Below are 22428 nucleotides of genomic sequence, written 5' to 3'. Positions count from 1 at the left end.
GGCGAGCCGTACGCAGGCACCCTTCGACACGACGGGAGATGTCTCAGTCCTCTCTGCGCCCACGGTTGCCCGGGCGCGCGGCGACCCACTTCCGGACGGTGTCCGCGTACCAGAACGGCTTGCCGCCCTCGACATGGTCGGGCGGCGGCAGCAGCCCGTGCTTGCGGTACGACCGCACGGTGTCCGGCTGCACCCGGATGTGCGCCGCGATCTCCTTGTACGACCAGAGCCTTCGGTCGGTCATGAGTGGCACCTCCCCGCGCGCACCGCGGCGGCGGCCGGGAACGGCCGTCGGGGGTACCGGGCGCTGCGCTGGCGATCACAAAGCCTGTGCCCCGTGAACGACGCCGAGTGACTGCAAGTCAGGGGCTGTGTACAGCGTGTGACGCAAGACCCGCGTACACGCGACATGTGTGACACGAAGGGGGCGTTTGTGACGTGAGTGCAGCAAAGGCGTACGCGGGCTATGGGCGGGGCGCGTTGACATCGGCACGCGGAACGCCCTTCACGGCGTGCCCCCGTGGCCGGAGCGGCTCAACACCGGAGGTCACAGACTGCATTCAGCCAACACCGCCGGTCTTGGAAAAATCCGCACCGCCACCCGGCGTGAGCACCAGACTCGTCGCCTCGCCCGTCATCCGGTCACCGTCGGGCACCCCCCCCCGGCCCGCGCCGCGCCAGAGTGAACTCCCGCGGTGTGCACCCGGTCATCGCCTTGAACTCACCGCTGAGATGGGCCTGGTCGTAGTACCCGCACACGACCGCGGTCTCCGCCTGCCCCCGCCCCGCCGCCAGCAGCCGCCGAGCCCGCTGCAACCGCAGCACCCGAGCCGCCGCCTTGGGTCCGAGCCCGATCTGCTCCCGGAACCGGCTCTCCCGGGACGGCAACACGGCCAACGCGGAAGCGAGTTCCCCCACCCGCTGGGGCTTGTGCTCTCCGACGGCAGGGGTTGTCGTGGGCCTGTGGCGACCCGAACCCCGCAATAGCTGATGATCGCGGGCCGCACCCGAGGATGAGGCGCGGCAACGGCGAACTCCCAGGTCCCAGAGGGCCCATATTCGTTCAGGACACGCACGGCACGAGTCATCCAGCCATGCATGCAACATGCCTAGGGGCGCGGGGAACTGCGCGACCAGCCCCCACGCCCCTGCAGACGAAGCTACCTACGCCCCGCAGGACCTCAAGAACGCCCGAGTCCGCTGAGCGATGGGCAACGGCTTGTCCGGCTCACAGGGATACATGTCCTGCTCGACAATCGCGAACAGATCCACATCCAGCTTCCCCGCAGCCTCCAGCACCGGCCCCAGCGCAGGCACACCCGTCGGCGGCTCACACATCACACCCTGCGCCACCGCGGGCCCGAACGGCGTCCCCTTGGCCCGCACGTCCGCGAGGATCTCCGGATCCACCTGCTTGAGATGCAGGTACCCGATCCGCGACCCGTACGTCTCGATCAGCTTGACGCTGTCCCCACCGCAGTACGCGTAGTGCCCGGTGTCCAGGCACAGCGACACGAGCGAGGAGTCGGTCCCATCCAGGAACCGGACGACATTCGACTCGCTGTCGATGTGCGTGTCGGCGTGCGGATGGACGACGATCTGCAGCCCGTACTCCTCCCGCACCCGCTGCCCCAGCCGCTCGGTCAGCGAGGTGAGATTGCGCCACTGCTCCGGCGTCAGGGTGTCGGACTCCAGCACCTCACCGGTCTTGTCGTCCCGCCAGAAGGACGGAATGACCACGAGGTGCTTCGCTCCCATCGCCTGCGCCAGCACCGCGTTGTCCGCGACATGCGCCCAGGTCTTCTCCCACACGGCCTCGCCATGATGCAGGCCGGTGAAGACGGTGCCGGCGGACACCTTGAGGCCCCGACGGTTCACCTCCTCGGTGAGGACCGCGGGATCGGTCGGCAGATACCCGTACGGGCCCAGCTCGATCCACTCGTAACCGGAGCCGGCGACCTCGTCGAGGAAGCGCTGCCAGGGGACCTGCTGGGGGTCGTCGGGGAACCACACACCCCAGGAGTCGGGAGCCGACCCGATCCGGATGCGCGACAGTGAGGGCTGAGGTGACAACGACGTCATGCCGGTCAGCTTCGGTTCGGGCAGTAAGCGCTGTCAAGGTCTCGTCCGAATGTCTGGACAAAACATTGACAGGGCTCGGGATCCGGGACTAGAAATCCGGGGGAGAGTCGATACGAAGGGAACTCGATGGCGTACGACCTGATCACCATGGGGCGGATCGGAGTAGACATCTATCCGCTGCAGACGGGCGTCCCACTGCCGGAGGTGGAGACCTTCGGCAAGTTCCTCGGCGGCTCGGCCACCAACGTAGCGGTCGCCGCCGCCCGCCTGGGACGCCGCACCGCGGTGATCACACGCACCGGCGACGACCCCTTCGGCACCTATCTCCACCAGGCGCTGAAGGGCTTCGGCGTCGACGACCGCTGGGTCACCCCGGTCCCGGGCCTGCCCACCCCGGTCGTCTTCTGCGAGATCTTCCCGCCGGATGACTTCCCGCTGTACTTCTACCGGGAGCCCAAGGCCCCGGACCTGGAGATCGACGCCCACGAGCTCGACCTCGACGCCATCCGCGACGCCCGCATCTTCTGGGTCACCGGCACCGGCCTGAGCGAGGAGCCCAGCCGTACGGCGACGCTGGCGGCCCTCGCCCACCGCGCCAAGGCGGGCCTCACGGTCTTCGACCTCGACTGGCGCCCCATGTTCTGGAAGGACCCCGCGCAGGCCCGCCCCTTCTACGAGGAGGCCCTGCGCCACACGACCGTCGCGGTCGGCAACCTCGACGAGGTGGAGGTCGCGACAGGCGTCCGTGAACCCCGCGCGGCGGCCCAGGCACTGCTGGACGCCGGTGTCGAGATCGCCGTGGTCAAGCAGGGCCCCAAGGGAGTCCTGGCGGTCGACCGAAACGGAAACACCGCCGAGGTCCCGCCCCTGCCCGTCACCGTCCTCAACGGCCTCGGCGCCGGCGACGCCTTCGGCGGCTCGCTCTGCCACGGCCTCCTCGAAGGCTGGGACCTGGAGAAGATCATGCGGCACGCCAACGCGGCCGGTGCCATCGTCGCCTCCCGCCTGGAGTGCAGCTCGGCGATGCCCACACCGGACGAGGTCGAGGCCGCGATCAGTGCGGGGGCCGTCAAGTGACCGTCGACGTCTCCGAACTCGTCCGCCTGCGCACCCGCCACCCCGAGGCGATCGCGGAGGCCGCCGCCCGCCGCGTCCGCAGACCGCTGCTCGGCTCGAACGACCGCCTGATGATCGTTGCCGCCGACCACCCGGCCCGCGGCGCCCTCGGCGTCGGCGACCGCAAGTTCGCCATGGCCAACCGCGCCGACCTGCTCGAACGCCTGGTCCTGGCACTGTCCCGCCCCGGCGTCGACGGCGTCCTCGCCACCGCCGACATCCTCGACGACCTGCTGCTGCTCGGCGCCCTCGACGGCAAGGTCGTCATGGGCTCGATGAACCGCGGCGGCCTCCAGGGCGCCAGCTTCGAACTCGACGACCGCTTCACCGGCCACCGCGCCGAGGACATCCAGCGGCTCGGCTTCGACGCCGGCAAGCTGCTCCTGCGGATCGACTACGCCGACGCGGGCTCCCTCACCACCATGGAGTCCACCGCCCGCGCGATCGACGACATGGCCGCACGGCAACTCCCGGTCTTCGTCGAGCCGTTCATCAGCAGCCGCACGGACGAGGGCAAGGTCAGGAACGACCTCTCCGCCGAGGCCGTCACCAAGTCCATCGCCATCGCCTCGGGCCTGGGCGGCAGTTCGGCCTACACCTGGCTGAAGGTCCCCGTCACCGACAACCCCGACGACATGGCCGAGGTCATGGCCACCTCCACGCTGCCCGCCGTCCTCCTGGGCGGCGAGGTGGGCGGCTCCATGGAGGAACAAGCCGGCGCGTACGAGAAGTGGCGCGGGGCGCTGCAACTTCCCACCGTCCGGGGTCTGGTGGTCGGCCGTTCGCTGCTCTACCCGGCGGACGGGGATGTGGCCGCCGCCGTGGACACCGCCGTAGGACTGCTGTGAGGGCCGCATGAGCAACGAGTTGTACGTTCCCGAGGGATCCTCGACCAACGCCCTGTACACCGTGGACATCGACCCCAAGCGGGCCGGCTGGACCTACTGCAGTCTGCGGATCGTCACGCTGGAGCCGGGTGGCACGCACACCTTCACCACCGGCGACAGCGAGTGGATCGTCCTTCCGCTGGAAGGCGGATGTACCGTACAAACAGAAGAAAACGAGTTCCAACTCCTGGGCAGGGAAAGCGTGTTCGCGTCGGTCTCCGACTTCGCGTACGTTCCCCGCGACGCCCGGGCAACGATCGCCTCCGGCGCGGGAGGCCGCTTCGCCCTGGCAGGAGCGAAGTGCGAGCGACGACTCCCCGCCCGCTACGGCCCCGCGCCGGAGGTCCCCACCGAAGAGCGTGGCAGCGGCAACCGCCTGCGCCACGTCCGCAACTTCGCCTCCGCCGACGCCTTCGACTGCGACAAGCTCATCGCCGTCGAGGTCATCACCCCCGGCGGCAACTGGTCCTCGTACCCGCCCCACAAGCACGACGAGAACCGGCCCGGCGAGGAAGCGGAGCTGGAGGAGATCTACTACTTCGAGATCGACGGCCCGAACGGTTTCGGCTATCAGCGCGTATCTCCCTCCCGTGAGGGCGGATCGGACGTCCTCACGGAGGTCCGCTCCGGCGACGCCGTCCTCGTCCCCGACGGATGGCACGGCCCGTCCATCGCCCAGCCCGACCACGACATGTACTACCTGAACGTCATGGCGGGACCGGGTCAGACGCGGGAGTGGCGGATCTGCTTCCACCCGGACCACACGGAGGGTTACCGATGACCTCAACGACGAGGCTCACGGTCGCGCAGGCACTCGTACGCTTCCTCGCCGCCCAGTACACGGAGCGCGACGGCGTACGGCAGCGGCTGATCGGCGCCACCTGGGGCATCTTCGGCCACGGCAACGTGGCCGGACTCGGCCAGGCGCTCATCGAGTACGGCGACGACATGCCGTACCACCAGGGCCGCAACGAGCAGTCGATGGTCCACGCGGCCATCGGCTACGCCCGCCAGTCCAACCGCCTGTCCACACACGCCGTGACGACGTCGATCGGCCCCGGCGCGACCAACCTGGTCACCGGCGCCGCGCTCGCCACGATCAACCACCTCCCGGTCCTGCTCCTCCCCGGCGACATCTTCGCCACCCGCGTCGCCGACCCGGTCCTCCAGCAGCTCGAAGTCCCCTACGCGGGAGACATCAGCGTCAACGACAGCCTGCGCCCGGTGTCGAGGTACTTCGACCGCGTCACACGCCCGGAGGCCCTGATCCCGGCGGCCCTCCAGGCGATGCGCGTCCTCACCGACCCGGTGGAGACGGGCGCGGTGACCCTCGCGCTCCCGCAGGACGTCCAGGCCGAGGCCTACGACTGGCCCGACGAGTTCTTCGCCGAGCGCACCTGGGTCGTACGACGGCCGGGCGCGGACCCGACCGAACTCGCCGAGGCGGTACGGGCGATCCGCGCGGCCCAGCGCCCGCTGATCATCGCGGGCGGCGGCGTCCACCACAGCCGTGCGGAGGAGGCACTCGCCGAGTTCGCGGAGACCACGGGTATCCCCGTCGCCTCCACCCAGGCCGGCAAGGGCTCCCTGCGCTGGGACCACCCCCAGGACGTCGGCGGCATCGGCCACACCGGCACCGCGACCGCCAACGAACTCGCCCGCCAGGCCGACCTGGTGATAGGCGTCGGCACCCGCTACACCGACTTCACCACGGCCTCCCACACCCTGTTCTCGGGTGACGGCGTGCGCTTCCTCAACCTCAACATCGCCCCGTTCGACGGCCACAAGCTGGCCGGGCAGCCGCTCGTCGCGGACGCGAGCAGCGGCCTGGCCGAGCTGACCGCGGCCCTGCGCATGCACGACCACCGGGTCCCGGAGTCGTACGTCGGCGAGTACACGCTCGACAAGGACCGCTGGGAGTACCGCGTCGACGCCGCCTACGAGGCCGACGAACCCGACGTACGCCCGACCCAGCCGCAGGTCCTCGGCGCGCTGGACGCCCTGGTCGACGAGTCGGACGTGATCATCAACGCGGCCGGCTCGCTCCCCGGCGATCTGCACAAGCTGTGGCGGGCACGCTCCCGGGACCAGTACCACCTGGAGTACGGCTACTCCTGCATGGGCTACGAGATCCCGGCGGCGATCGGCGTGAAGATGGCCGACCCCGAGCGCAACGTCTGGGCGCTGGTCGGCGACGGCACGTACCTGATGATGCCGACCGAGATCGTGACCGCCGTCCAGGAGGGCGTCGCGATCAAGATGCTGCTCATCCAGAACCACGGGTACGCCTCGATCGGCGGGCTCTCCGAGTCGGTGGGCGGCGAGCGGTTCGGCACCGCGTACCGGTACCGGTCCGAGGACGGTACCTACACCGGGGCGCCGCTCCCGGTGGATCTGGCCGCCAACGTGGCCAGCCTGGGAATGCGCGTTCTGCGCGCGAAGACCATGAGTGACCTGCGCGAGGCCCTCGCTCAGGCACGCGCGGCGGACACACCCACATGTGTCTACGTCGAGACCGAAACGGCAGACACAGTGTCGGGCGCGCCTCCGGCGCAAGCCTGGTGGGATGTACCTGTGGCCGAGACCGCGACCCGACCGTCGGCGGTCAAGGCACGAGAGCTGTACGACCGGCACGTCTCTACCCGACGCCGCCATCTGTGAAGGAGCTACTGGGCATGACGAAGATCGTCAACCACTGGATCGGCGGCAAGACCGTCGAAGGCGCGTCGGGCAACTACGGGCCGGTCACCGACCCGGCGACCGGCGCGGTCACCACCAAGGTCGCGTTCGCCTCCGTGGAGGAGGTGGACTCCGCCGTCGCCGCCGCCAAGGACGCGTTCCAGACCTGGGGCACCTCCTCGCTGGCCAAGCGGACGACCATCCTGTTCAGGTTCCGGGCGCTGCTCGAGGCGAACCGGGACGCGATCGCGGAGCTGATCACCGCCGAGCACGGCAAGGTGCACAGCGACGCGCTGGGCGAGGTCGCGCGTGGTCTGGAGATCGTGGACCTGGCGTGCGGGATCACCGTGCAGCTGAAGGGCGAGCTGTCGACCGAGGTCGCCAGCCGCGTGGACGTGGCCTCGATCCGGCAGCCGCTGGGTGTCGTGGCCGGCATCACGCCGTTCAACTTCCCGGCGATGGTCCCGATGTGGATGTTCCCGATCGCCATCGCGACCGGCAACACCTTCGTGCTGAAGCCGTCCGAGAAGGACCCGTCGGCCTCCCTGAAGATCGCCGAGCTGCTGGCCGAGGCCGGTCTGCCCGACGGTGTCTTCAACGTCGTCCACGGCGACAAGGTGGCCGTGGACCGTCTCCTGGAGCACCCGGACGTCAAGGCCGTCTCCTTCGTCGGCTCGACCCCGATCGCCCGCTACATCCACACCACGGCCTCCGCGAACGGCAAGCGCGTCCAGGCTCTCGGCGGCGCCAAGAACCACATGCTGGTCCTCCCGGACGCCGACCTCGACGCGGCCGCGGACGCCGCGGTGAGCGCGGCCTACGGTTCGGCGGGCGAGCGCTGCATGGCCATCTCGGCCGTGGTCGCGGTCGGTGCGATCGGCGACGAGCTGGTGGAGAAGATCCGCGAGCGCGCCGAGAAGATCAAGATCGGCCCCGGCAACGACCCGGCCTCCGAGATGGGCCCGCTCATCACCAAGGTCCACCGCGACAAGGTGGCGTCCTACGTCACCGGCGCCGCGGCCGAGGGCTGCGAGGTCGTCCTGGACGGCTCCGGCTACACGGTCGAGGGCTTCGAGGACGGTCACTGGATCGGCATCTCGCTCCTCGACAAGGTGCCCACCACGGCGAAGGCGTACCAGGACGAGATCTTCGGCCCCGTCCTGACCGTGCTGCGCGTGGACACCTACGACGACGGCATCGCCCTGATCAACGCCTCGCCGTTCGGCAACGGCACCGCGATCTTCACCCGGGACGGCGGCGCCGCCCGCCGCTTCCAGCTGGAGGTCGAGGCCGGCATGGTCGGCGTGAACGTCCCGATCCCGGTCCCCGTCGGCTACCACAGCTTCGGTGGCTGGAAGGACTCGCTCTTCGGCGACCACCACATCTACGGCAACGACGGCACGCACTTCTACACCCGCGGCAAGGTCGTCACCACCCGCTGGCCCGACCCGGCCGACGGCCCGTCGGGCGTGGACCTGGGCTTCCCGCGCAACCACTGAGAGCGACGCAGGCCCTCGGCGGGTGGCGTCCCGCCTACGGGGCGGGCCTGTCGGCGGGGCGGCCACCGCTCCGGCTGCGGGCCCGTGCGGTGGCCGCCCCGCACGTCGGGCACGGCCGCCGCACGCCGGCCCGTATCGAGAGGGTGCCCAGCGCCTGCTGGAGCGCCAGTTCCACGGCAGCCGGGACGAACAGCGTGCCGGTGCCGTCGGGCGGCACCAGCCAGCGCAGGCGCCCGGCGGCCCGATGCGGCGCGGGCACCGCGATCCACGCGTCCTTGCCCTGATAGCGAATGTCCGAGCCGATCCAGCGGCTCTTGGGATCCGGGGGCAGGAAGAACCCCACCCGGCGGGCGGCGGTGTCGGCGAGCACGGGACCGGGCATCTGCGGAATGCACAGCAAGGTGTCGAGGGCCAGCACGCCCATCTCCTCCGGCATGCTCAGCACATCCCAGAACCGTCCGCAGGCCAGCACCGCGATCCCGGACTCCCCTCGCCACTGCCGCTTGCAGGCTCGCGGGTTGGTCGCCGCGGCGGCCAGCCATTCCATGGCCCGTTTCGGGGCTCTTTGCATCGATTTCCTCCGGGATCCGGTCGCCCGACCGGGCGACGCACTTCTCCCTCGCCGCCAGGGTGGTGGCCCCGGCATGGTCATGATCCAGGGCGTTGAGCTCTTGCGGAAGGGGTGGCGAACCGTGGCGAATGCCTCCAGGGTGTTCGCTTCTGGCAAGGATGTTCCCCTGGTGCCGGAGAGTTCCTCGAGACCCTGCCCCGCGCCTCGGGCCGCCCGGCGGGCACCAGGAGGGGCCCGGGTCAATTCCGTGGTACTCGATTCACCTCCCTGCCCGTCCGGCTGACGCGCTGCCTCCCTGAGGAGTCCCGCCCTTTGCCTCCGCGATGGGCGAGCGGTGACACGAAGGTGCTGGCTGGGCAGGCAGGAACCATCACGGCCGACGCTTCCGGCTGGCGGTCAGGGCTGAAAACGGCGTCTCACAAACGGACGACGTCATGATCGAGCCGATATTCCGGGCCTCGAATCAGAACTTCCTACCCGTCGCCTGATCTCTGCCGGCACACGCGACCCGATCAAGGCCCGCACGTTCCCGAACCTCCCGCTCGTGCGGCGTGTCGAGCACCATGAGTTCGCAGAACACCTCGACCGAATTCACTGACGAGTCTGTTGATCGGAATTCGCGAACTGACGGCGCGTCTTCACAGGTCCGCACTGGCTAACTTGGACGACGACGAGGCGTCGCGATGCCGCCGGGCGGCCTTGCGAGGGGGACGGGTCAGCGTGATCTGGCGCACCAGTTGGTGGAAGCAGGTCAGTGCGGCGACCGCCGGGAGTGCCGCAGCGGCGATGTCGGGAAGGGTCCTCGGTGCCTGGATGACGCACAGCGCCATGGCCACGGCCGAGAAGAACATCACGACGCACCACGAGTGCGCGGCGCGGCGCCGGTGCAGAGCGGCCCGCAGAACCGAGAGGGAGGAGACCACCCACGGCCCGTAGACCATCAGCGGCCACCAGCGGTCCGCAACGGAGTGGGCGGGGACCTCGGTAGCCACCTCGCGCAACGGGTCGTAGGCGACGATACCGCTGAACACACTGATCATGGCGACGATGATGCTGGCCACCGAGGCGACCAGGAAGCTGACCGTCTGCATCGTCGACATCCTCGACAGCGGCATCCTGGGCGTGCGGATCCGCCGGTGCCCCAGGGGACGCCGGCGCATGGCCGGCCCCTCGGGGGTGAACACCGGCTCCTGCTCCGGCAGGAAGCCGTCCTCGTACAGGGGAACCTCGGCCAGATGCTGCTCGGCGGTCTGGGCCTGTAGGAGGTAGGCCAGTTCCTCGGCGGGGTCCCAGTTCGCCGTGACGTGCAGGTTGTCCGGGGTCCATGCCTCTCTGCCGGGCACCGTACGGGCGACGGGACGGGTCGAGTTCGAGTTCATCCACGAGTCGTACAGGTTCTCGCCGACGTGGCCGTTGCGGGAGGCAGAGGAAGGCTGTCTCTCATGCATGGCTGTTCCGCCGGGGCCGCGTCTCGGGTACGGCATAGAACTCGGTGGTGTCCGACAGGCGGGTGAAGTCGCCCTGGATCCGGCTCATCGCCAGCAGGAAGTCGTCCAGCAGCGCCGAGGTGTACCTGAGCTCCACACGCTCCCTGCCGCGCTGGAGGACCGCGCCCGCCTCCGGAGCGGAGGACACCGGAGCCGGCATGAATGTCCACTCCCCGAGCTGTGAGGCGGGGGTCCTGGCACCGTGTGAATACCCGTCCGCGGGTGCCGTGGGGAGTTGCGCTTTCGTCATACACCCCACAACGAATTCATTTATGACCCAGGTGCGAGGCATCCGAGTGAAACATGGCACGCACTCGGGCCAATTCGCGTCCTCGGCGCTTGAATTCTGTTTCGATCGTGCGATTGTCGGCGGTTGCGGTGTGACCATGCGGTGATGAGTTGGGATTCCAACGGAAAATAGGGTTGCAGGCGCCCGGGCGGGGCGCGGACCGCGCCGGCGGAGGGAGGGGTCATGCGTCGTCGTACCACGCACGCGGTACGGGACAGCGGTCCCGTACGCCCGTGGGAGGGGGAGCGGTTCAGCCCTGCGGCTGCATCGGCTGTCCGTGGCGGCCCGTACCGTTGACGCATGGATCTTCGACTTCCCGGACCGCGGATGCTGCGGCGGAGGCCACGACGGTTGGCAGCCGCCGCAGCCGCCGTGGTCGTGCTCGCCGGTGCCGGCACGTGGAAGGCCGTCGCCTCCGACGGCGCGCCCCCGCCCGTGCACCGCACCGACCGGGTCATGGCCGTGGGCGACGGGGTGCGCCTCGACACGTCGTACATCACAGCCGGTGAGGGCGGCCGCCGCCCCGCCGTCCTGCTGGCACACGGCTTCGGCGGCAGCAAGGCCGACGTCCAGCAGCAGGCCGAGGACCTGGCCAGGGACGGATACGCGGTGCTGACATGGTCGGCGCGGAGCTTCGGGAGGTCCACCGGGAAGATAGGGCTGAACGACCCCAAGGGTGAGGTCGCCGACGTGTCGAAGCTGATCGACTGGCTGGCGAAACAGCCCGAGGTGCAGCTCGACAAGGCCGACGACCCGCGTGTGGGCGTGGCCGGCACCTCGTACGGCGGCGCGATCTCCCTGCTGGCCGCCGGGTACGACCACCGGGTGGACGCCATCGCCCCGGCGTTCACCTACTGGAACCTCGCGGACGCGCTGTTTCCGAACGGCGTCTTCAAGAAGCTGTGGAGCGGCATCTTCGTCAACTCCGGTGGCGGCTGCGACCGGTTCGAGGCGCAGTTGTGCCGGATGTACGACCGGGTCGCCGAGTCCGGCACGCCGGACGCCGCGGCGCGCAAACTTCTTCAGGAGCGCTCGCCGTCCGCAGTCGGGGACCGCATCAAGGTGCCCACGCTGATCATGCAGGGCCAGACGGACTCCCTCTTCCCGCTCGGCCAGGCCGACGCGGCAGCGAAGGCGATCCTTGCCAACGGCGCCCCGGTCGACGTCGACTGGATCGCGGGCGGGCACGACGGCGGCGACATGGAGACCAGCCGCGTCCAGGCACGCGTGCGCGCGTGGTTCGATCGCTACCTCAAGGACGACAAGGCTGTCGACACCGGACCGGCCTTCCGGGTCACCCGCACCGGAGGCGTCGACTCCACCGATGGCGCCGCGCAGTTGAGGGGAGCGAGCGGCGACAGGTATCCGGGGCTGGAGAGTGGACAGCAGCCGGTCGCCCTGACCGGACGCGAGCAGAGCTTCGTCAACCCTGCGGGCGCGACCCCGCCCGCCGTCTCCGCCCTGCCCGGCCTCGGCGGCGCAGGTGGCCTCGCCCAGCTGTCCTCGCTGGGGGTCGGAGTGTCACTGGACTTCCCCGGCCAGTACGCCCGCTTCGAGTCGGCACCCATGACCCGTGACCTCCGGATCACCGGCTCCCCGACGGTCACCGTCCATGTGCGCTCGACCAGCGACGTCGCCGTGCTCTTCGGGAAGGTGTACGACGTCGGCCCGGGCGCGGCCCGGCCGGTGCTGCCCTCGCAGCTGGTCGCACCCGTCCGGGTCGAGGGCGCCAAGGTCGGCAAAGACGTGACGATCACGCTGCCCGCCGTCGATCACGAGGTGGAGAAGGGACACCGTCTGCAGCTGGTCCTGGCCTCCACAGACCTCGGCTACGCCTCACCGGCCGCCCCGGCGACGTACACCGTGGCCCTGAAGGGCGACCTGAAGGTGCCGACCGCACCCGGTGTGACGACCGCGGCCGCACCGCTGCCCGCATGGGTGTGGTGGCTGCCGCTCGGGGGCGCCGTGCTGGCGCTGACACTGCTGCTGACGGGCCACCGCCGCACGGCGACCCCGGCCCCCGACCCGCGGCTGGCCGAGGTCCCCCTCCAGATCACGGATCTGAGCAAGCGGTACGCGGGGTCGGCGGACCGTTACGCGGTGCAGAACCTGTCCTTCCGCGTGGAGAAGGGCCAGGTCTTGGGCCTGCTGGGGCCGAACGGCGCAGGCAAGACCACGACCCTGCGCATGCTGATGGGCTTGATCACACCGGACGGCGGCGAGACCCGGGTCTTCGGCCACGCGATCTGCCCCGGCGCCCCGGTGCTGTCAAGGGTCGGCTCCTTCGTCGAGGGCGCCGGTTTCCTCCCGCACCTTTCCGGACGCGAGAACCTGGAGCTGTACTGGCGGGCGACCGGCCGTCCCGCAGAGGACGCGCACCTGGACGAGGCGCTGGAGATCGCGGGTCTGGGGGACGCGCTGGAGCGTGCGGTGCGCACCTACTCCCAGGGGATGCGCCAACGGCTCGCCATCGCCCAGGCCATGCTGGGTCTGCCGGACCTGCTCATCCTCGACGAACCCACCAACGGCCTCGACCCGCCCCAGATCCGCGCGATGCGCGAGGTTATGGTCGGGTACGCGGCCGCCGGCCGCACGGTGATCGTCTCCAGCCATCTGCTGGCCGAGGTCGAGCAGTCCTGCACCCATCTCCTGGTGATGGACCGGGGCCGGCTCGTGCAGGCAGGCCCGGTCGGGGAGATCGTCGGCTCCGCCGACACCCTGCTCGTCGGCACCGCCGTGCCGGTGGAGGAGCCGGTCGTCGAGAAGGTCGCCGCCCTGCCGGGCGTGGCCTTCGCAGTCCGCACCGACGACGGCCTCCTGGTCCGGCTCGAGGCCGAGGGCAGTGCCCAAAGCCTGGTCGCCGAACTCGTCCGGCTCGAGGTGCCCGTACAGTCGGTCGGACCGCACCGCCGTCTGGAGGACGCCTTCCTCACCCTGATCGGAGGTTCCGCATGAGCACGCTCACCGAGGTCGCCTCCGGTTATCAGGCAGGCCGTACGCTGCCGCTCCGCGTCGAACTGGTCCGCCAGCTCAAGCGCCGCCGCACGCTGATCATGGGCGCCATCCTCGCCGTGCTGCCGTTCGTACTGCTGATCGCCTTCGCGGTCGGCGGCGAGCCGGACAAGCGAGGCAACCAGGTGAACCTGATGGACACGGCGACGGCGTCCGGCGCAAACTTCGCCGCGGTGAACCTGTTCGTGTCGGCGGGCTTCCTGCTCGTCATCCCGGTGGCCCTGTTCTGCGGGGACACGGTCGCCTCCGAGGCGAGCTGGTCCTCCCTGCGGTATCTGCTGGCGGCCCCCGTGCCCCGCGCCCGGCTGCTGTGGTCGAAGCTCGTCGTCGGGCTCGGCCTCAGCCTGGCCGCGATGATCCTGCTGCCGGTGATGGCGCTGGCCGTCGGCACCGCCGCCTACGGCTGGGGCCCGTTGGAGATCCCCACCGGCGGTTCGCTCGCCCCGGGCACGGCCGCCCAGCGGCTGGTGGTGGTCGTGGCGTTCATCTTCGTGTCCCAACTGGTCACCGCCGGGCTCGCGTTCTGGCTGTCGACCAAGACGGACGCCCCGCTCGGCGCGGTCGGCGGCGCGGTCGGCCTGACCATCGTCGGCAACGTCCTCGACGCCGTGACGGCCCTCGGCGACTGGCGTCACTTCCTGCCCGCGCACTGGCAGTTCGCCTGGGCCGATGCCATCCAGCCCCGCCCCGAATGGTCCGGCATGATCCAGGGCACCGCGATTTCCATAACGTACGCGCTCGTGCTGTTCGCCCTGGCCTTCCGCGGTTTCGCGCGGAAGGACGTGGTGTCGTAGGTGTACGGCCCAGGCAGGCCGGTGGAGTTCGCGCTCCGACACGGCCTGAATCCGGGCGACGGGTGAAGGCCTCCGGCTGTGGGATGGAGCTGTCGAGGAACCGCTCCGCCAACCCAGGAGCCTTCGTGTCTCACGCCAACGCCGCTTTGACGCCTCGTGCCGGCCTCGCACCGCAACCGGCGGCACATCACCCATCACCAGGTCGACCAACGTCCCTGGCAGTACACCTTGGTCAACGGAGGGTCACCCACCGGTCTCGACAGGCCGTCTCCGTGCCCTCTTCGAGACGCATCCGTAACGCTCCGTGGCGCACGTTCCGGCCCCCTCTGCCGTCACAGTCACATACGTCGGCGTCAACGGACCAAGGGGGTACGGACGATGGAGGGTTACCGGACACGGCGGCTGAGCGGCGTGCTGCTCGCGCTCACGGCGGCGGGCGGCCTGCTGCTCACCAGCTGCAGCGGGGGCGGGACCGAGAGCGGCCACTCGGCGGACGGCAGCGTGCACCACTCCCCGGGCGGCACGGGCCCGCTGCCCGCACCCGACCACAGCCAGGGCTCGGCCGAACAGCAGGACTCCCGGGAGGTCGCACCCTCGCCCGACTACCTCTCCACCTTCGCACTCGACGTCGACACCGCCTCCTACGGTTACGCCCGCCGCACCCTCGCCGACGGGCAGCGGCCGGACCCGTCGACGATCCGCCCCGAGGAGTTCGTCAACAGCTTCCGCCAGGACTACGAGCGCCCCGACGGCAACGGCTTCACGGTGACCGTCGACGGCGCCCGCACCGACGACGAGGACTGGTCCCTGGTCCGTGTGGGCCTGGCCACCCGCGGCACGCAGGAGCAGACCGGCGAACGCCCGCCCGCCGCCCTCACCTTCGTCATCGACATCTCCGGCTCCATGTCCGAACCGGGCCGCCTCGACCTCGCCCAGGAGTCCCTCGGCGTGATGACGGACCGGCTGCGCGACGACGACTCGGTCGCGATCGTCACCTTCAGCGACCAGGCCGAGACCGTCCTGCCGATGACCCGCCTCGACGGCCACCGCGACGAGATCCACGAGGCGATCGACAACCTGGAACCCACCTTCTCCACCAACCTCGGCGCCGGCGTCGAGACCGGCTACGCCACGGCCGTCGAGGGCCTGCGCGAGGGCGCCACCAACCGGGTCGTCCTCGTCTCCGACGCGCTCGCCAACGACGGCGACACCGACCCCGACTCCATCCTCGACCGCATCGACGGCGCCCGCCGCGAGCACGGCATCACCCTCTTCGGCGTGGGCGTCGGCAGCGACTACGGCGACGCCCTGATGGAACGCCTCGCCGACAAGGGCGACGGCAACACGACGTACGTCTCCGACGCCGACGAGGCCCGCACGGTCTTCTGCGAGCAGCTCCCGCGGAACGTCGACCTCACCGCCCGCGACGCCAAGGCGCAGGTCGCCTTCGACCCCGAGACGGTCGCCGAGTTCCGCCTGGTCGGCTACGACAACCGCCGCGTCGCCGACGACGACTTCCGCGACGACCGCGTCGACGGCGGCGAGGTCGGCCCCGGCCACACCGTGACCGCCCTCTACGCCGTCCGCACCAAGCCCGGCGCCGACGGCCACCTCGCCACCGCGACCGTGCGCTGGCAGGACCCCGACACCCGCAGCCCGCACGAGGAGTCCGGCCAACTGGAGTCCGACTCCCTCGACGAAACCCTCTGGAACGCGGGCCCCCGCCTCCAGGTCACCGCGGTGGCCGCCTACTTCGCCGACGCCCTGCGCCAAGGCGACGACCACTGGAGCCACCTGCCGGGAGCCCCGGGACTCGGCGAACTGGCCGACCGTGCCGAGGAGTTGGCGGACACGACCGAGGACAGGGCGGTACGGCAACTCGCCGACAGCATCCGCCAGGCGAACCAGCTCGCCGGATAGGCGGCCTACGGGGGGCGCCCGAGCGGGGAAGACGCTACCCGGCGCACACGGACAGAAGTGCCCGTCCGAGCCCCGCCAGGTGCAGGGGGTTCAGCTCATGGGCCTGGGCCGACCGCGCGGCGGCCACGCCCAGCCGGGCCTCGCACGAAGGCGCGCCCCGCACCGCCGCCGTGTCCTTCAGTGCAGTAAGGAGCTGCGTGGTGATGCGGTCCAGCGCCGGCCGCACCTCGGTGTTCAGGTCCGGCCGCTCGGTGGGCCGCTCCTCGGGATGCGCGTCCCAGCGGGTGTACAGTCCTCGCTGCACCAGCTTGTTCGCCTCGATCTGGTCCCGGAAGACCGCGCTCACCGCGGCCGGGTCCAGCCCCAGGCCCACCGCCCGGGCGGCCACGTCGTCCAGGATCTGCCGCTCGCGCACGGGATCGTCGATCGGCTTGTCGGTGCCGTACTTGGCGGCTGCCACCTTGTCGGCGAGCAGCAGCCGCTCGGCGAACAGCTCGGTGAGCGGGGCGAGTCCGCGCGAGACGGCCGTCGCACGTGCGGGTGCCGGGGCGGGCGTGGCGGCGGCTGGGGCGGCGCCGGTGAGGGTGACGGCCGCCGTGGCGCACACGGCGACGAGGACGGAGCGAAGGCGTTGGGGCCGCACGGGCTTCCCTTCCGGGGGGGTGCCTCTATGTCCTTCGTCAAGGCACCCCTGTCGGGCTTTGGGTGATTCGGTCTTGCTGGGGTCATGCGGCGAGTTCGATGTCCACGGGCGTGCGGGGTTCGTAGAAGGTGCCGTCCCGGAGCATGGCGAACAGGACGCTGATGCGTTGGCGGGCGAGGCGGAGGAGGGCCTGGGTGTGGGTTTTGCCGCGGGCGCGTTGTTTGTCGTAGTAGGCGCGGGAGGCGGGATCGGCGTTCATGCAGGCGAAGGCGGAGAGGAACATGGCACGTTTGAGCTGCCGGTTTCCGCCTCTGGGTGCGTGTTCGCCGTGGATCGAGGTCCCGGACGACCTGGTCGCCGGGGCGAGTCCGGCGTAGGAGGCGAGGTGGGCGGCGGTGGGGAAGCTGGTGCCGTCGCCGACGGTGACCAGCAGGACTGCGGCGGTCCTGACGCCGACGCCGGGCATCGACGTCAGGACCGCGGAAAGAGGGTGAGCCTCCAGCAGGGCGTTGATCTGCGTCTCCAGGGCCCGGCGCTGTGCGTGGACAGCGGCGAGCGATGCGGCCAGGGAGGGAATCACGATGTCGAGGGTGCCGGTGCCGGGCACGATCACCGTCTGTTCGTCGAGCGCGGCGAAGACGTCGTCGATCAGCCGGGCGGCCATGCGCGGGGCCTTGGGCCGGATCAGCTCAACGAGCCTGCGGCGGCCGGCTTTGCGCAGCGCGGCCGGGGAGCCGTAGCGCTCCAGCAGCCAGGTGACGGCCTGGTGGTCCAGGCGGGGGCCCAGCACGCGTTCCAGGCTGGGGTGGAACTGGGTGAGCAGGCCGCGTATCCGGTTGGACGTGCGGGTGGCCTCGGCCGCGAGGTCCTGGTCGAAGCCGACGAGGACCGTGAGTTCGGCGGTGATCTCGTCGGTGAGTTCCAGCGAGCGCAGGGTGTGCGGCATGGTGCGGGCCGCATCCGCGATCACGGCGGCGTCCTTGGCGTCGGTCTTGGCCTCGCCCGGATACAGGTCGGCGATCCGGCGCATCGCGAGTCCGGGCAGGTAGGCGACCTTGCAGCCCGCGTCGCGGGCGACCGTGAGCGGGAGGGCTCCGATGGATGCGGGCTGGTCCACGATCACCAGGACGGTGCCGAACTTCGCGGCCAGCTTGTCGAACACGGCCCGCAGTTTCGGCTCGCTGTTGGGCAACTGCTTGTCGAAGACCTTCTTCCCGGCCGGGGTGAGTCCGTGGCCGTGGTGAGCGGTCTTGCCGACGTCCAGGCCGAGGAACACGCCCACGTCTTCGGTGTCGAACATCGCGCCCTTCCCGGGGAGTTGAACGTGCCGGCCTTGGCAGTGGTGTCGTACGCGCGCATCCACGTTATGCAGACCTGCCGCCCGCGAGCTGTCCGGCATTGCGCCGGACCGGGCGGTGGCCGGACCTCTGATCAGCGTCTCCGACGGCACCTCCCGGGCCCGGTGACACCACCCCCCCAGGTCATGCCATCGACAGGGGGGGAACAGTCATGCCGGGCCCGGAGGCCAGCGGCCCTCTTGCAGGACCGCGGAAAACATAACGGGGGGGGCGGCGCCGGGCCGTGATCCGCGCCGGACAGCAACGTACCGGCGAGGTCTGCCCACCGACTGCGGCCCCGCCCCAACTCACCTTCCGCACAACTCCCATTCGGCCACCACCGGATCGTTCGGGAAGCGGAATGCCGTGCGCTCCCAGGCCCCGGCCACGTTCCGCAGGAAGCGCCCCGGCGTGAGCGGGTCCCGGGTCGCCGCGCGCAGTTCGGCCAGCGCTCCGCAGCGCAGGGCGCGCCGGGCCGCGTCGACCCGGGCCGCGTCGACCCGGGCCGCGTCGACCCGCGCCGGGTCGGTCCCGGGCGGCGGATCGGAGGGGAGCCCGCGGTCGGCGGCCACTTGTCGTGTGCCACCCGTCCGCCCTCGATCCGCTCCGAGTGCGCGGCCAGCGGATAGGCGAGCCCGATGGGATCGAGCGCGACCCCGTCCAGGGGCACGACGGAACCGTTCAACCCGAGCACCACATAACTGGCCGTCACACCAGGGGAGCCGGCGGCCGTGCGACCGCGCGCCCCTAACAGCAGCGTCGGCTCCCCCGACCGCACGGCGTCTCGTACGCGGCTCAGGTACCGCCGGTGGTACGGCGCCCCGGCGAAGTCGTGGTGCACCGGATGCGGGTCCGCGTTGTGCCGTACGTACACCCCGCGCTCGTCGGCGATCCCGGTCGGCCCGATACGCCCCTCGTACGGGACCCGCAGCCATCCCGCGCACACCCCGACACCGACGGCCGCCCACACGCCCACCCGCGACGCCGGCAACGCGAACACGGGCAGCGCCAGCAGCAGTAACCCCGGCAGCAGCATCCGCCCGTGCATGAAGTCGCCGCCCACCTTCACGACGTACAGCCAGCACAGCGCCCCGGCGACGAGGGGCGCGAGCACCGGCACAAGTGAGCCGGCCGCCGCCCTGCGGAGCCCACGGCCGTCGAGGACCACCGCCGCGACCACGCACACCACGGGCACTCACAGCAGTTAGGGGAGTGCCAGATCCGCGACATAGCCCAGGCCCCGTCCCCACAGGCTCCGCGAGGCCTCCTTCGTCACGGCGGGCAGCGGCACCAGATGCCCGTAGTAGCCGGCCCGGAACACCTCGTACGCCCCCGGGAGCGCACCGGCCGCTCCCGCCCCCGCGAGCATCCCCCGCCACGAGGGCCGCACGACCAGCCACTGCGCGCCCAGGAAGACGACGGAGACCAGCCCCAGGTCGGGCCGCGCCAGCGGACCGAGACCGATGAGCACCGAGGTCGTCGGTGACCGGGGCCGGGCGATCAACGCCAGCCACGCCCCCGCGATCCAGCAGGTCAGCAGCCCGGTCTCCAGCCCCGAGGTGGCGAAGTCCCACACCGGCGGCAGCCCCAGTAGCAGGAGCGAGCCAAGCGGCACGACCGCCCGGCCGCCGTACAGCCGCAGCGCCCCGAGCCCCGCGAGCGCGAACCCGGCGCTGGTCAGCACGAGCCCTCCGTACACCGCGGCCGACGCCGGATCGGCCCCCACCGCCCCGGCCGCCACCAGTAGCCACTGCCACAGCGTCCCCGTCGAGGACTCCACCCGTTCGCCCACGTTGAACACGGGCCCGTTGCCCGCCAGCACCTGCCGCACGGTCCGTACGTAGATGAAAGCGTCGTCGGACATCCACCGCCGCCGGAACCCGGCACACGCCACGGCCACCGCGGGCAGTAGCCACACCGCGGCTCTCAGCGCCCGGGCCCCCGTCGAGGGATCCGGAGGCACCACAGGGGGCGGGGTGGCCTTCGGCTGCGCGGGCGAATGCGTCGACGTCATGATCCAGTCATCGGCCTGTGCCGGACCGACCTTGACACCGCCGGGGGCCCGCACGACCGGATCGCGCCGGACTGCCATTCGGTTTCTCTGCGACAGGGGCCGACCCTGCCGCCCCCGCGTTGCGGGCTTGGTGTACCCATGATCACATCTCTCTGAAAGGCGCAAAAAGGACATTCAAGCGCTGTGATCTGGGGTGGGCCGCCGTCGGCGGCGTACCCAAGCGACACCTGGGAGGGCTAATGCCTCACCGCATGCTCCGTTCGGCGGCCACCGTGCTGCTGGCTTCGGCACCACTCCTTGCGGCCGTGCCGGCACAGGCCGCGCCGCAGCAGGCCTTGCCCTGCGCCGTCGGCCTCCAGAAGATCGACAACGCCCTGACCAGCGTGGTCACCCTCTCGGTCCAGTGCGATCAGGCGCGGACTCTCGGCGTGAGAATCGCCGCGGGCGACACCGAGCTCGCGAGCCAGCAGTTGACCGTTCAGGCCCATGTCCAGCAGAGCATCACCGTCGTAGCCCCCAGGGTTCCGAAGGTCTGTGTCACGCTGCAGACCGACGGTGAGACCGGCCGGCTCTGCACTCCTGGCGGTGATTGACCGCGGCCTGCCGGAACGGTCACCAAGTGCCGCGGTGCGGTCCAGCCACTCCGGCACCAAAACGTTCTGAAGTAAACCAATGACAACCATTCGGGCGTGTCGGGAATGAGGCGGTAAGTGAGGTGCATGTTATTGTCTGTGACGAGTTGGGCACGGTCCGTAATGAGGGTCGTGTGCGTGAGGAAAATGGAGACAGCATGCACAAGCTCAAGAAGGCTGCGGCCGTGGCGGTCATGGTCGGCGGCATCGGCCTGGTCGGTGGCGGGGTTGCCAGCGCGAACGTCGGCCACGGCTCCGACGGCCCGTTCCCGCACGGCGTCACCGACAACCTGCAGGTCCAGGACTGCGAGCAGTCGTTCGACGGCGGCACCGCCGTCACGCCGTCCTCCATCCTCGGTCCGGTCACCGGCGACCAGGAGGTCGAAATCGGCAACTCCTGCCAGCAGGCCTCCGTCGAGGACGACTGACTTCCAGAGAACGCCAAACGCCGTAACCAGTCGGGTCTCGTGCCTCCGGTGCGAGACCCGACTCGTTTATCCTTCCGTGCCTCTGGCCGTGGTGAACGAGGGCATTCGAGCTCCTCGTTGCCGCGTCGGTCGGAGGCATTTTTTGTTTGGGTTATTACGACCTTCGGATCCCCTGACGGTCGGAAACTCTTATGGGGCACGCGCCTCGATCCCCGTGCGCGGCCGGCTGGCGATATCGTCCGCCGAGGGGCTGTGAGGTATCGAAAGTCTGCCCGGCGTATCCCCCGGCCGGTGGGTGCATTCGGGTCTGTGCGGCAGGTGGTACCCGTAAACGCACGGAAGTAATCAACGACACCCATTCGGGCGTGTCGGGAATGAGGCGGTAAGTGAGGTGCATGTTATTGTCTGTGACGAGTTGGGCACGGTCCGTAATGAGGGTCGTGTGCGTGAGGAAAATGGAGACAGCATGCACAAGCTCAAGAAGGCTGCGGCCGTGGCGGTCATGGTCGGCGGCATCGGCCTGGTCGGTGGCGGGGTTGCCAGCGCGAACGTCGGCCACGGCTCCGACGGCCCGTTCCCGCACGGCGTCACCGACAACCTGCAGGTCCAGGACTGCGAGCAGTCGTTCGACGGCGGCACCGCCGTCACGCCGTCCTCCATCCTCGGTCCGGTCACCGGCGACCAGGACGTCGAAATCGGCAACTCCTGCCAGCAGGCCTCCGTCGAGGACGACTGACTTCCAGAGAACGCCAAACGCCGTAACCAGTCGGGTCTCGTGCCTCCGGTGCGAGACCCGACTCGTTTATCCTTCCGTGCCTCTGGCCGTGGTGAACGAGGGCATTCGAGCTCCTCGTTGCCGCGTCGGTCGGAGGCATTCTTGTTTGGGTTATTACGACCTTCGGATCCTCTGACGGTCGGAAACTCTTATGGGGCACGCGCCTCGATCCCCGTGCGCGGCCGGCTGGCGATATCGTCCGCCGAGGGGCTGTGAGGTATCGAAAGTCTGCCCGGCGTATCCCCCGGCCGGTGGGTGCATTC

The 22428-nt window shown here is 70.3% G+C and carries 21 protein-coding genes and 1 pseudogene; 12 read left to right on the top strand and 10 right to left on the bottom strand.

Features of this window, described 5'->3' with window-relative positions:
* Positions 1-43: 43 nt before the first annotated feature.
* From OHU89_RS19145 to OHU89_RS19135, 3 genes and pseudogenes are all read right to left on the bottom strand, one after another.
* Positions 44-244, bottom strand: coding sequence for an AlpA family transcriptional regulator (locus tag OHU89_RS19145; RefSeq protein ID WP_046262470.1), 201 nt, complete (start codon positions 242-244; stop codon positions 44-46).
* Between the two features lie 316 nt (positions 245-560).
* Positions 561-876 (bottom strand): annotated as a pseudogene (locus OHU89_RS19140) (helix-turn-helix domain-containing protein); the annotation flags it as partial.
* Between the two features lie 288 nt (positions 877-1164).
* Positions 1165-2082 (bottom strand): sugar phosphate isomerase/epimerase, encoded by a 918-nt coding sequence (locus OHU89_RS19135; protein WP_046262469.1) that lies wholly within the window; start codon positions 2080-2082, stop codon positions 1165-1167.
* A gap of 126 nt (positions 2083-2208) precedes the next feature.
* Here OHU89_RS19135 and iolC point away from each other — a divergent pair, with 126 nt between their 5' ends.
* The 5 genes from iolC to mmsA are packed head-to-tail and all read left to right on the top strand — an operon-like array spanning position 2209 to position 8263.
* A complete protein-coding gene (gene iolC, locus OHU89_RS19130) occupies positions 2209-3159 on the top strand; it encodes a 5-dehydro-2-deoxygluconokinase (RefSeq protein ID WP_405644460.1) in 951 nt (316 codons plus the stop codon).
* The gene (locus tag OHU89_RS19125; RefSeq protein WP_405644458.1) at positions 3156-4046 is read left to right on the top strand and encodes a deoxyribose-phosphate aldolase; all 891 of its coding nucleotides are present in this window, start codon (positions 3156-3158) and stop codon (positions 4044-4046) included. Before iolC ends, OHU89_RS19125 begins: the two co-directional genes overlap by 4 nt.
* 7 nt (positions 4047-4053) lie before the next feature.
* Positions 4054-4866: a 5-deoxy-glucuronate isomerase gene (gene iolB / locus OHU89_RS19120; protein ID WP_266892169.1), complete on the top strand. Its 813-nt coding sequence runs from the start codon at positions 4054-4056 to the stop codon at positions 4864-4866.
* A complete protein-coding gene (gene iolD, locus OHU89_RS19115) occupies positions 4863-6746 on the top strand; it encodes a 3D-(3,5/4)-trihydroxycyclohexane-1,2-dione acylhydrolase (decyclizing) (protein WP_405644455.1) in 1884 nt (627 codons plus the stop codon). The genes iolB and iolD overlap by 4 nt, the downstream gene beginning before the upstream one ends.
* A gap of 14 nt (positions 6747-6760) precedes the next feature.
* Positions 6761-8263, top strand: coding sequence for a CoA-acylating methylmalonate-semialdehyde dehydrogenase (gene mmsA / locus OHU89_RS19110; protein WP_266892173.1), 1503 nt, complete (start codon positions 6761-6763; stop codon positions 8261-8263).
* A gap of 34 nt (positions 8264-8297) precedes the next feature.
* Here mmsA and OHU89_RS19105 read toward each other — a convergent pair whose 3' ends face one another.
* From OHU89_RS19105 to OHU89_RS19095, 3 genes are all read right to left on the bottom strand, one after another.
* On the bottom strand, positions 8298-8834 hold the full coding sequence (locus tag OHU89_RS19105; protein ID WP_405644453.1) for a hypothetical protein: 537 nt from the start codon (positions 8832-8834) through the stop codon (positions 8298-8300).
* A 638-nt stretch (positions 8835-9472) separates the two neighbouring features.
* Positions 9473-10282 carry a DUF2637 domain-containing protein gene (locus OHU89_RS19100; protein WP_405644452.1) on the bottom strand — a complete coding sequence of 270 codons (810 nt, stop codon included), beginning with the start codon at positions 10280-10282 and terminating at the stop codon, positions 9473-9475.
* On the bottom strand, positions 10275-10481 hold the full coding sequence (locus tag OHU89_RS19095) for a hypothetical protein (RefSeq protein WP_405644450.1): 207 nt from the start codon (positions 10479-10481) through the stop codon (positions 10275-10277). Before OHU89_RS19095 ends, OHU89_RS19100 begins: the two co-directional genes overlap by 8 nt.
* Before the next feature lie 429 nt (positions 10482-10910).
* Here OHU89_RS19095 and OHU89_RS19090 point away from each other — a divergent pair, with 429 nt between their 5' ends.
* The 3 genes from OHU89_RS19090 (at position 10911) to OHU89_RS19080 (ending at position 16336) form a co-directional block, all read left to right on the top strand.
* A complete protein-coding gene (locus OHU89_RS19090; RefSeq protein WP_405644449.1) occupies positions 10911-13565 on the top strand; it encodes an alpha/beta fold hydrolase in 2655 nt (884 codons plus the stop codon).
* Positions 13562-14416 (top strand): ABC transporter permease, encoded by an 855-nt coding sequence (locus OHU89_RS19085; protein WP_405644447.1) that lies wholly within the window; start codon positions 13562-13564, stop codon positions 14414-14416. The genes OHU89_RS19090 and OHU89_RS19085 overlap by 4 nt, the downstream gene beginning before the upstream one ends.
* A gap of 378 nt (positions 14417-14794) precedes the next feature.
* The gene (locus OHU89_RS19080; RefSeq protein WP_405644446.1) at positions 14795-16336 is read left to right on the top strand and encodes a von Willebrand factor type A domain-containing protein; all 1542 of its coding nucleotides are present in this window, start codon (positions 14795-14797) and stop codon (positions 16334-16336) included.
* 34 nt (positions 16337-16370) lie between these two features.
* Here OHU89_RS19080 and OHU89_RS19075 read toward each other — a convergent pair whose 3' ends face one another.
* The 3 genes from OHU89_RS19075 to OHU89_RS19065 form a co-directional block, all read right to left on the bottom strand.
* Complete coding sequence (locus OHU89_RS19075) at positions 16371-16979, bottom strand: chorismate mutase (protein WP_405644444.1); 609 nt, start codon at positions 16977-16979, stop codon at positions 16371-16373.
* 82 nt (positions 16980-17061) lie between these two features.
* Positions 17062-18279: an IS110 family transposase gene (locus tag OHU89_RS19070; RefSeq protein WP_405644442.1), complete on the bottom strand. Its 1218-nt coding sequence runs from the start codon at positions 18277-18279 to the stop codon at positions 17062-17064.
* A 345-nt stretch (positions 18280-18624) separates the two neighbouring features.
* Positions 18625-18888, bottom strand: coding sequence for a hypothetical protein (locus tag OHU89_RS19065; RefSeq protein ID WP_405644441.1), 264 nt, complete (start codon positions 18886-18888; stop codon positions 18625-18627).
* A gap of 159 nt (positions 18889-19047) precedes the next feature.
* On the opposite strand from OHU89_RS19065, the gene OHU89_RS19060 reads away from it, so the two are divergent.
* A complete protein-coding gene (locus OHU89_RS19060; protein WP_405644439.1) occupies positions 19048-19524 on the top strand; it encodes a hypothetical protein in 477 nt (158 codons plus the stop codon).
* On the opposite strand, the gene OHU89_RS19055 is transcribed toward OHU89_RS19060, so the two are convergent.
* Positions 19521-20408 carry a hypothetical protein gene (locus OHU89_RS19055; RefSeq protein ID WP_405644437.1) on the bottom strand — a complete coding sequence of 296 codons (888 nt, stop codon included), beginning with the start codon at positions 20406-20408 and terminating at the stop codon, positions 19521-19523. The genes OHU89_RS19060 and OHU89_RS19055 overlap by 4 nt on opposite strands.
* Before the next feature lie 173 nt (positions 20409-20581).
* Here OHU89_RS19055 and OHU89_RS19050 point away from each other — a divergent pair, with 173 nt between their 5' ends.
* The 3 genes from OHU89_RS19050 to OHU89_RS19040 all read left to right on the top strand — a co-directional run bounded on the left by OHU89_RS19050 (position 20582) and on the right by OHU89_RS19040 (position 22126).
* Entirely contained in the window at positions 20582-20923 is a 342-nt protein-coding gene (locus tag OHU89_RS19050; protein ID WP_405644435.1) for a hypothetical protein, read from the top strand.
* 197 nt (positions 20924-21120) lie between these two features.
* The gene (locus tag OHU89_RS19045; protein WP_405644433.1) at positions 21121-21390 is read left to right on the top strand and encodes a hypothetical protein; all 270 of its coding nucleotides are present in this window, start codon (positions 21121-21123) and stop codon (positions 21388-21390) included.
* A gap of 466 nt (positions 21391-21856) precedes the next feature.
* Complete coding sequence (locus tag OHU89_RS19040) at positions 21857-22126, top strand: hypothetical protein (RefSeq protein ID WP_405644431.1); 270 nt, start codon at positions 21857-21859, stop codon at positions 22124-22126.
* Positions 22127-22428: the final 302 nt, after the last annotated feature.

This window comes from Streptomyces sp. NBC_00019 (genome assembly GCF_045041015.1).
Classification (GTDB): domain Bacteria; phylum Actinomycetota; class Actinomycetes; order Streptomycetales; family Streptomycetaceae; genus Streptomyces.
Note: the sequence above shows the minus strand (reverse complement) of the source record. Positions and strands in the feature narration are given on the sequence as shown.

Coding starts and splice junctions, on each gene's coding strand:
- OHU89_RS19145 (WP_046262470.1), bottom strand. CDS start 244: ATGACCGACCGAAGGCTCTGGTCGTACAAGGAGATCGCGGCGCACATC.
- OHU89_RS19135 (WP_046262469.1), bottom strand. CDS start 2,082: ATGACGTCGTTGTCACCTCAGCCCTCACTGTCGCGCATCCGGATCGGG.
- iolC (WP_405644460.1), top strand. CDS start 2,209: ATGGCGTACGACCTGATCACCATGGGGCGGATCGGAGTAGACATCTAT.
- iolB (WP_266892169.1), top strand. CDS start 4,054: ATGAGCAACGAGTTGTACGTTCCCGAGGGATCCTCGACCAACGCCCTG.
- iolD (WP_405644455.1), top strand. CDS start 4,863: ATGACCTCAACGACGAGGCTCACGGTCGCGCAGGCACTCGTACGCTTC.
- mmsA (WP_266892173.1), top strand. CDS start 6,761: ATGACGAAGATCGTCAACCACTGGATCGGCGGCAAGACCGTCGAAGGC.
- OHU89_RS19105 (WP_405644453.1), bottom strand. CDS start 8,834: ATGCAAAGAGCCCCGAAACGGGCCATGGAATGGCTGGCCGCCGCGGCG.
- OHU89_RS19100 (WP_405644452.1), bottom strand. CDS start 10,282: ATGCATGAGAGACAGCCTTCCTCTGCCTCCCGCAACGGCCACGTCGGC.
- OHU89_RS19095 (WP_405644450.1), bottom strand. CDS start 10,481: ATGCCGGCTCCGGTGTCCTCCGCTCCGGAGGCGGGCGCGGTCCTCCAG.
- OHU89_RS19090 (WP_405644449.1), top strand. CDS start 10,911: ATGGATCTTCGACTTCCCGGACCGCGGATGCTGCGGCGGAGGCCACGA.
- OHU89_RS19085 (WP_405644447.1), top strand. CDS start 13,562: ATGAGCACGCTCACCGAGGTCGCCTCCGGTTATCAGGCAGGCCGTACG.
- OHU89_RS19080 (WP_405644446.1), top strand. CDS start 14,795: ATGGAGGGTTACCGGACACGGCGGCTGAGCGGCGTGCTGCTCGCGCTC.
- OHU89_RS19070 (WP_405644442.1), bottom strand. CDS start 18,279: ATGTTCGACACCGAAGACGTGGGCGTGTTCCTCGGCCTGGACGTCGGC.
- OHU89_RS19055 (WP_405644437.1), bottom strand. CDS start 20,408: ATGGCAGTCCGGCGCGATCCGGTCGTGCGGGCCCCCGGCGGTGTCAAG.
- OHU89_RS19050 (WP_405644435.1), top strand. CDS start 20,582: ATGCTCCGTTCGGCGGCCACCGTGCTGCTGGCTTCGGCACCACTCCTT.
- OHU89_RS19045 (WP_405644433.1), top strand. CDS start 21,121: ATGCACAAGCTCAAGAAGGCTGCGGCCGTGGCGGTCATGGTCGGCGGC.
- OHU89_RS19040 (WP_405644431.1), top strand. CDS start 21,857: ATGCACAAGCTCAAGAAGGCTGCGGCCGTGGCGGTCATGGTCGGCGGC.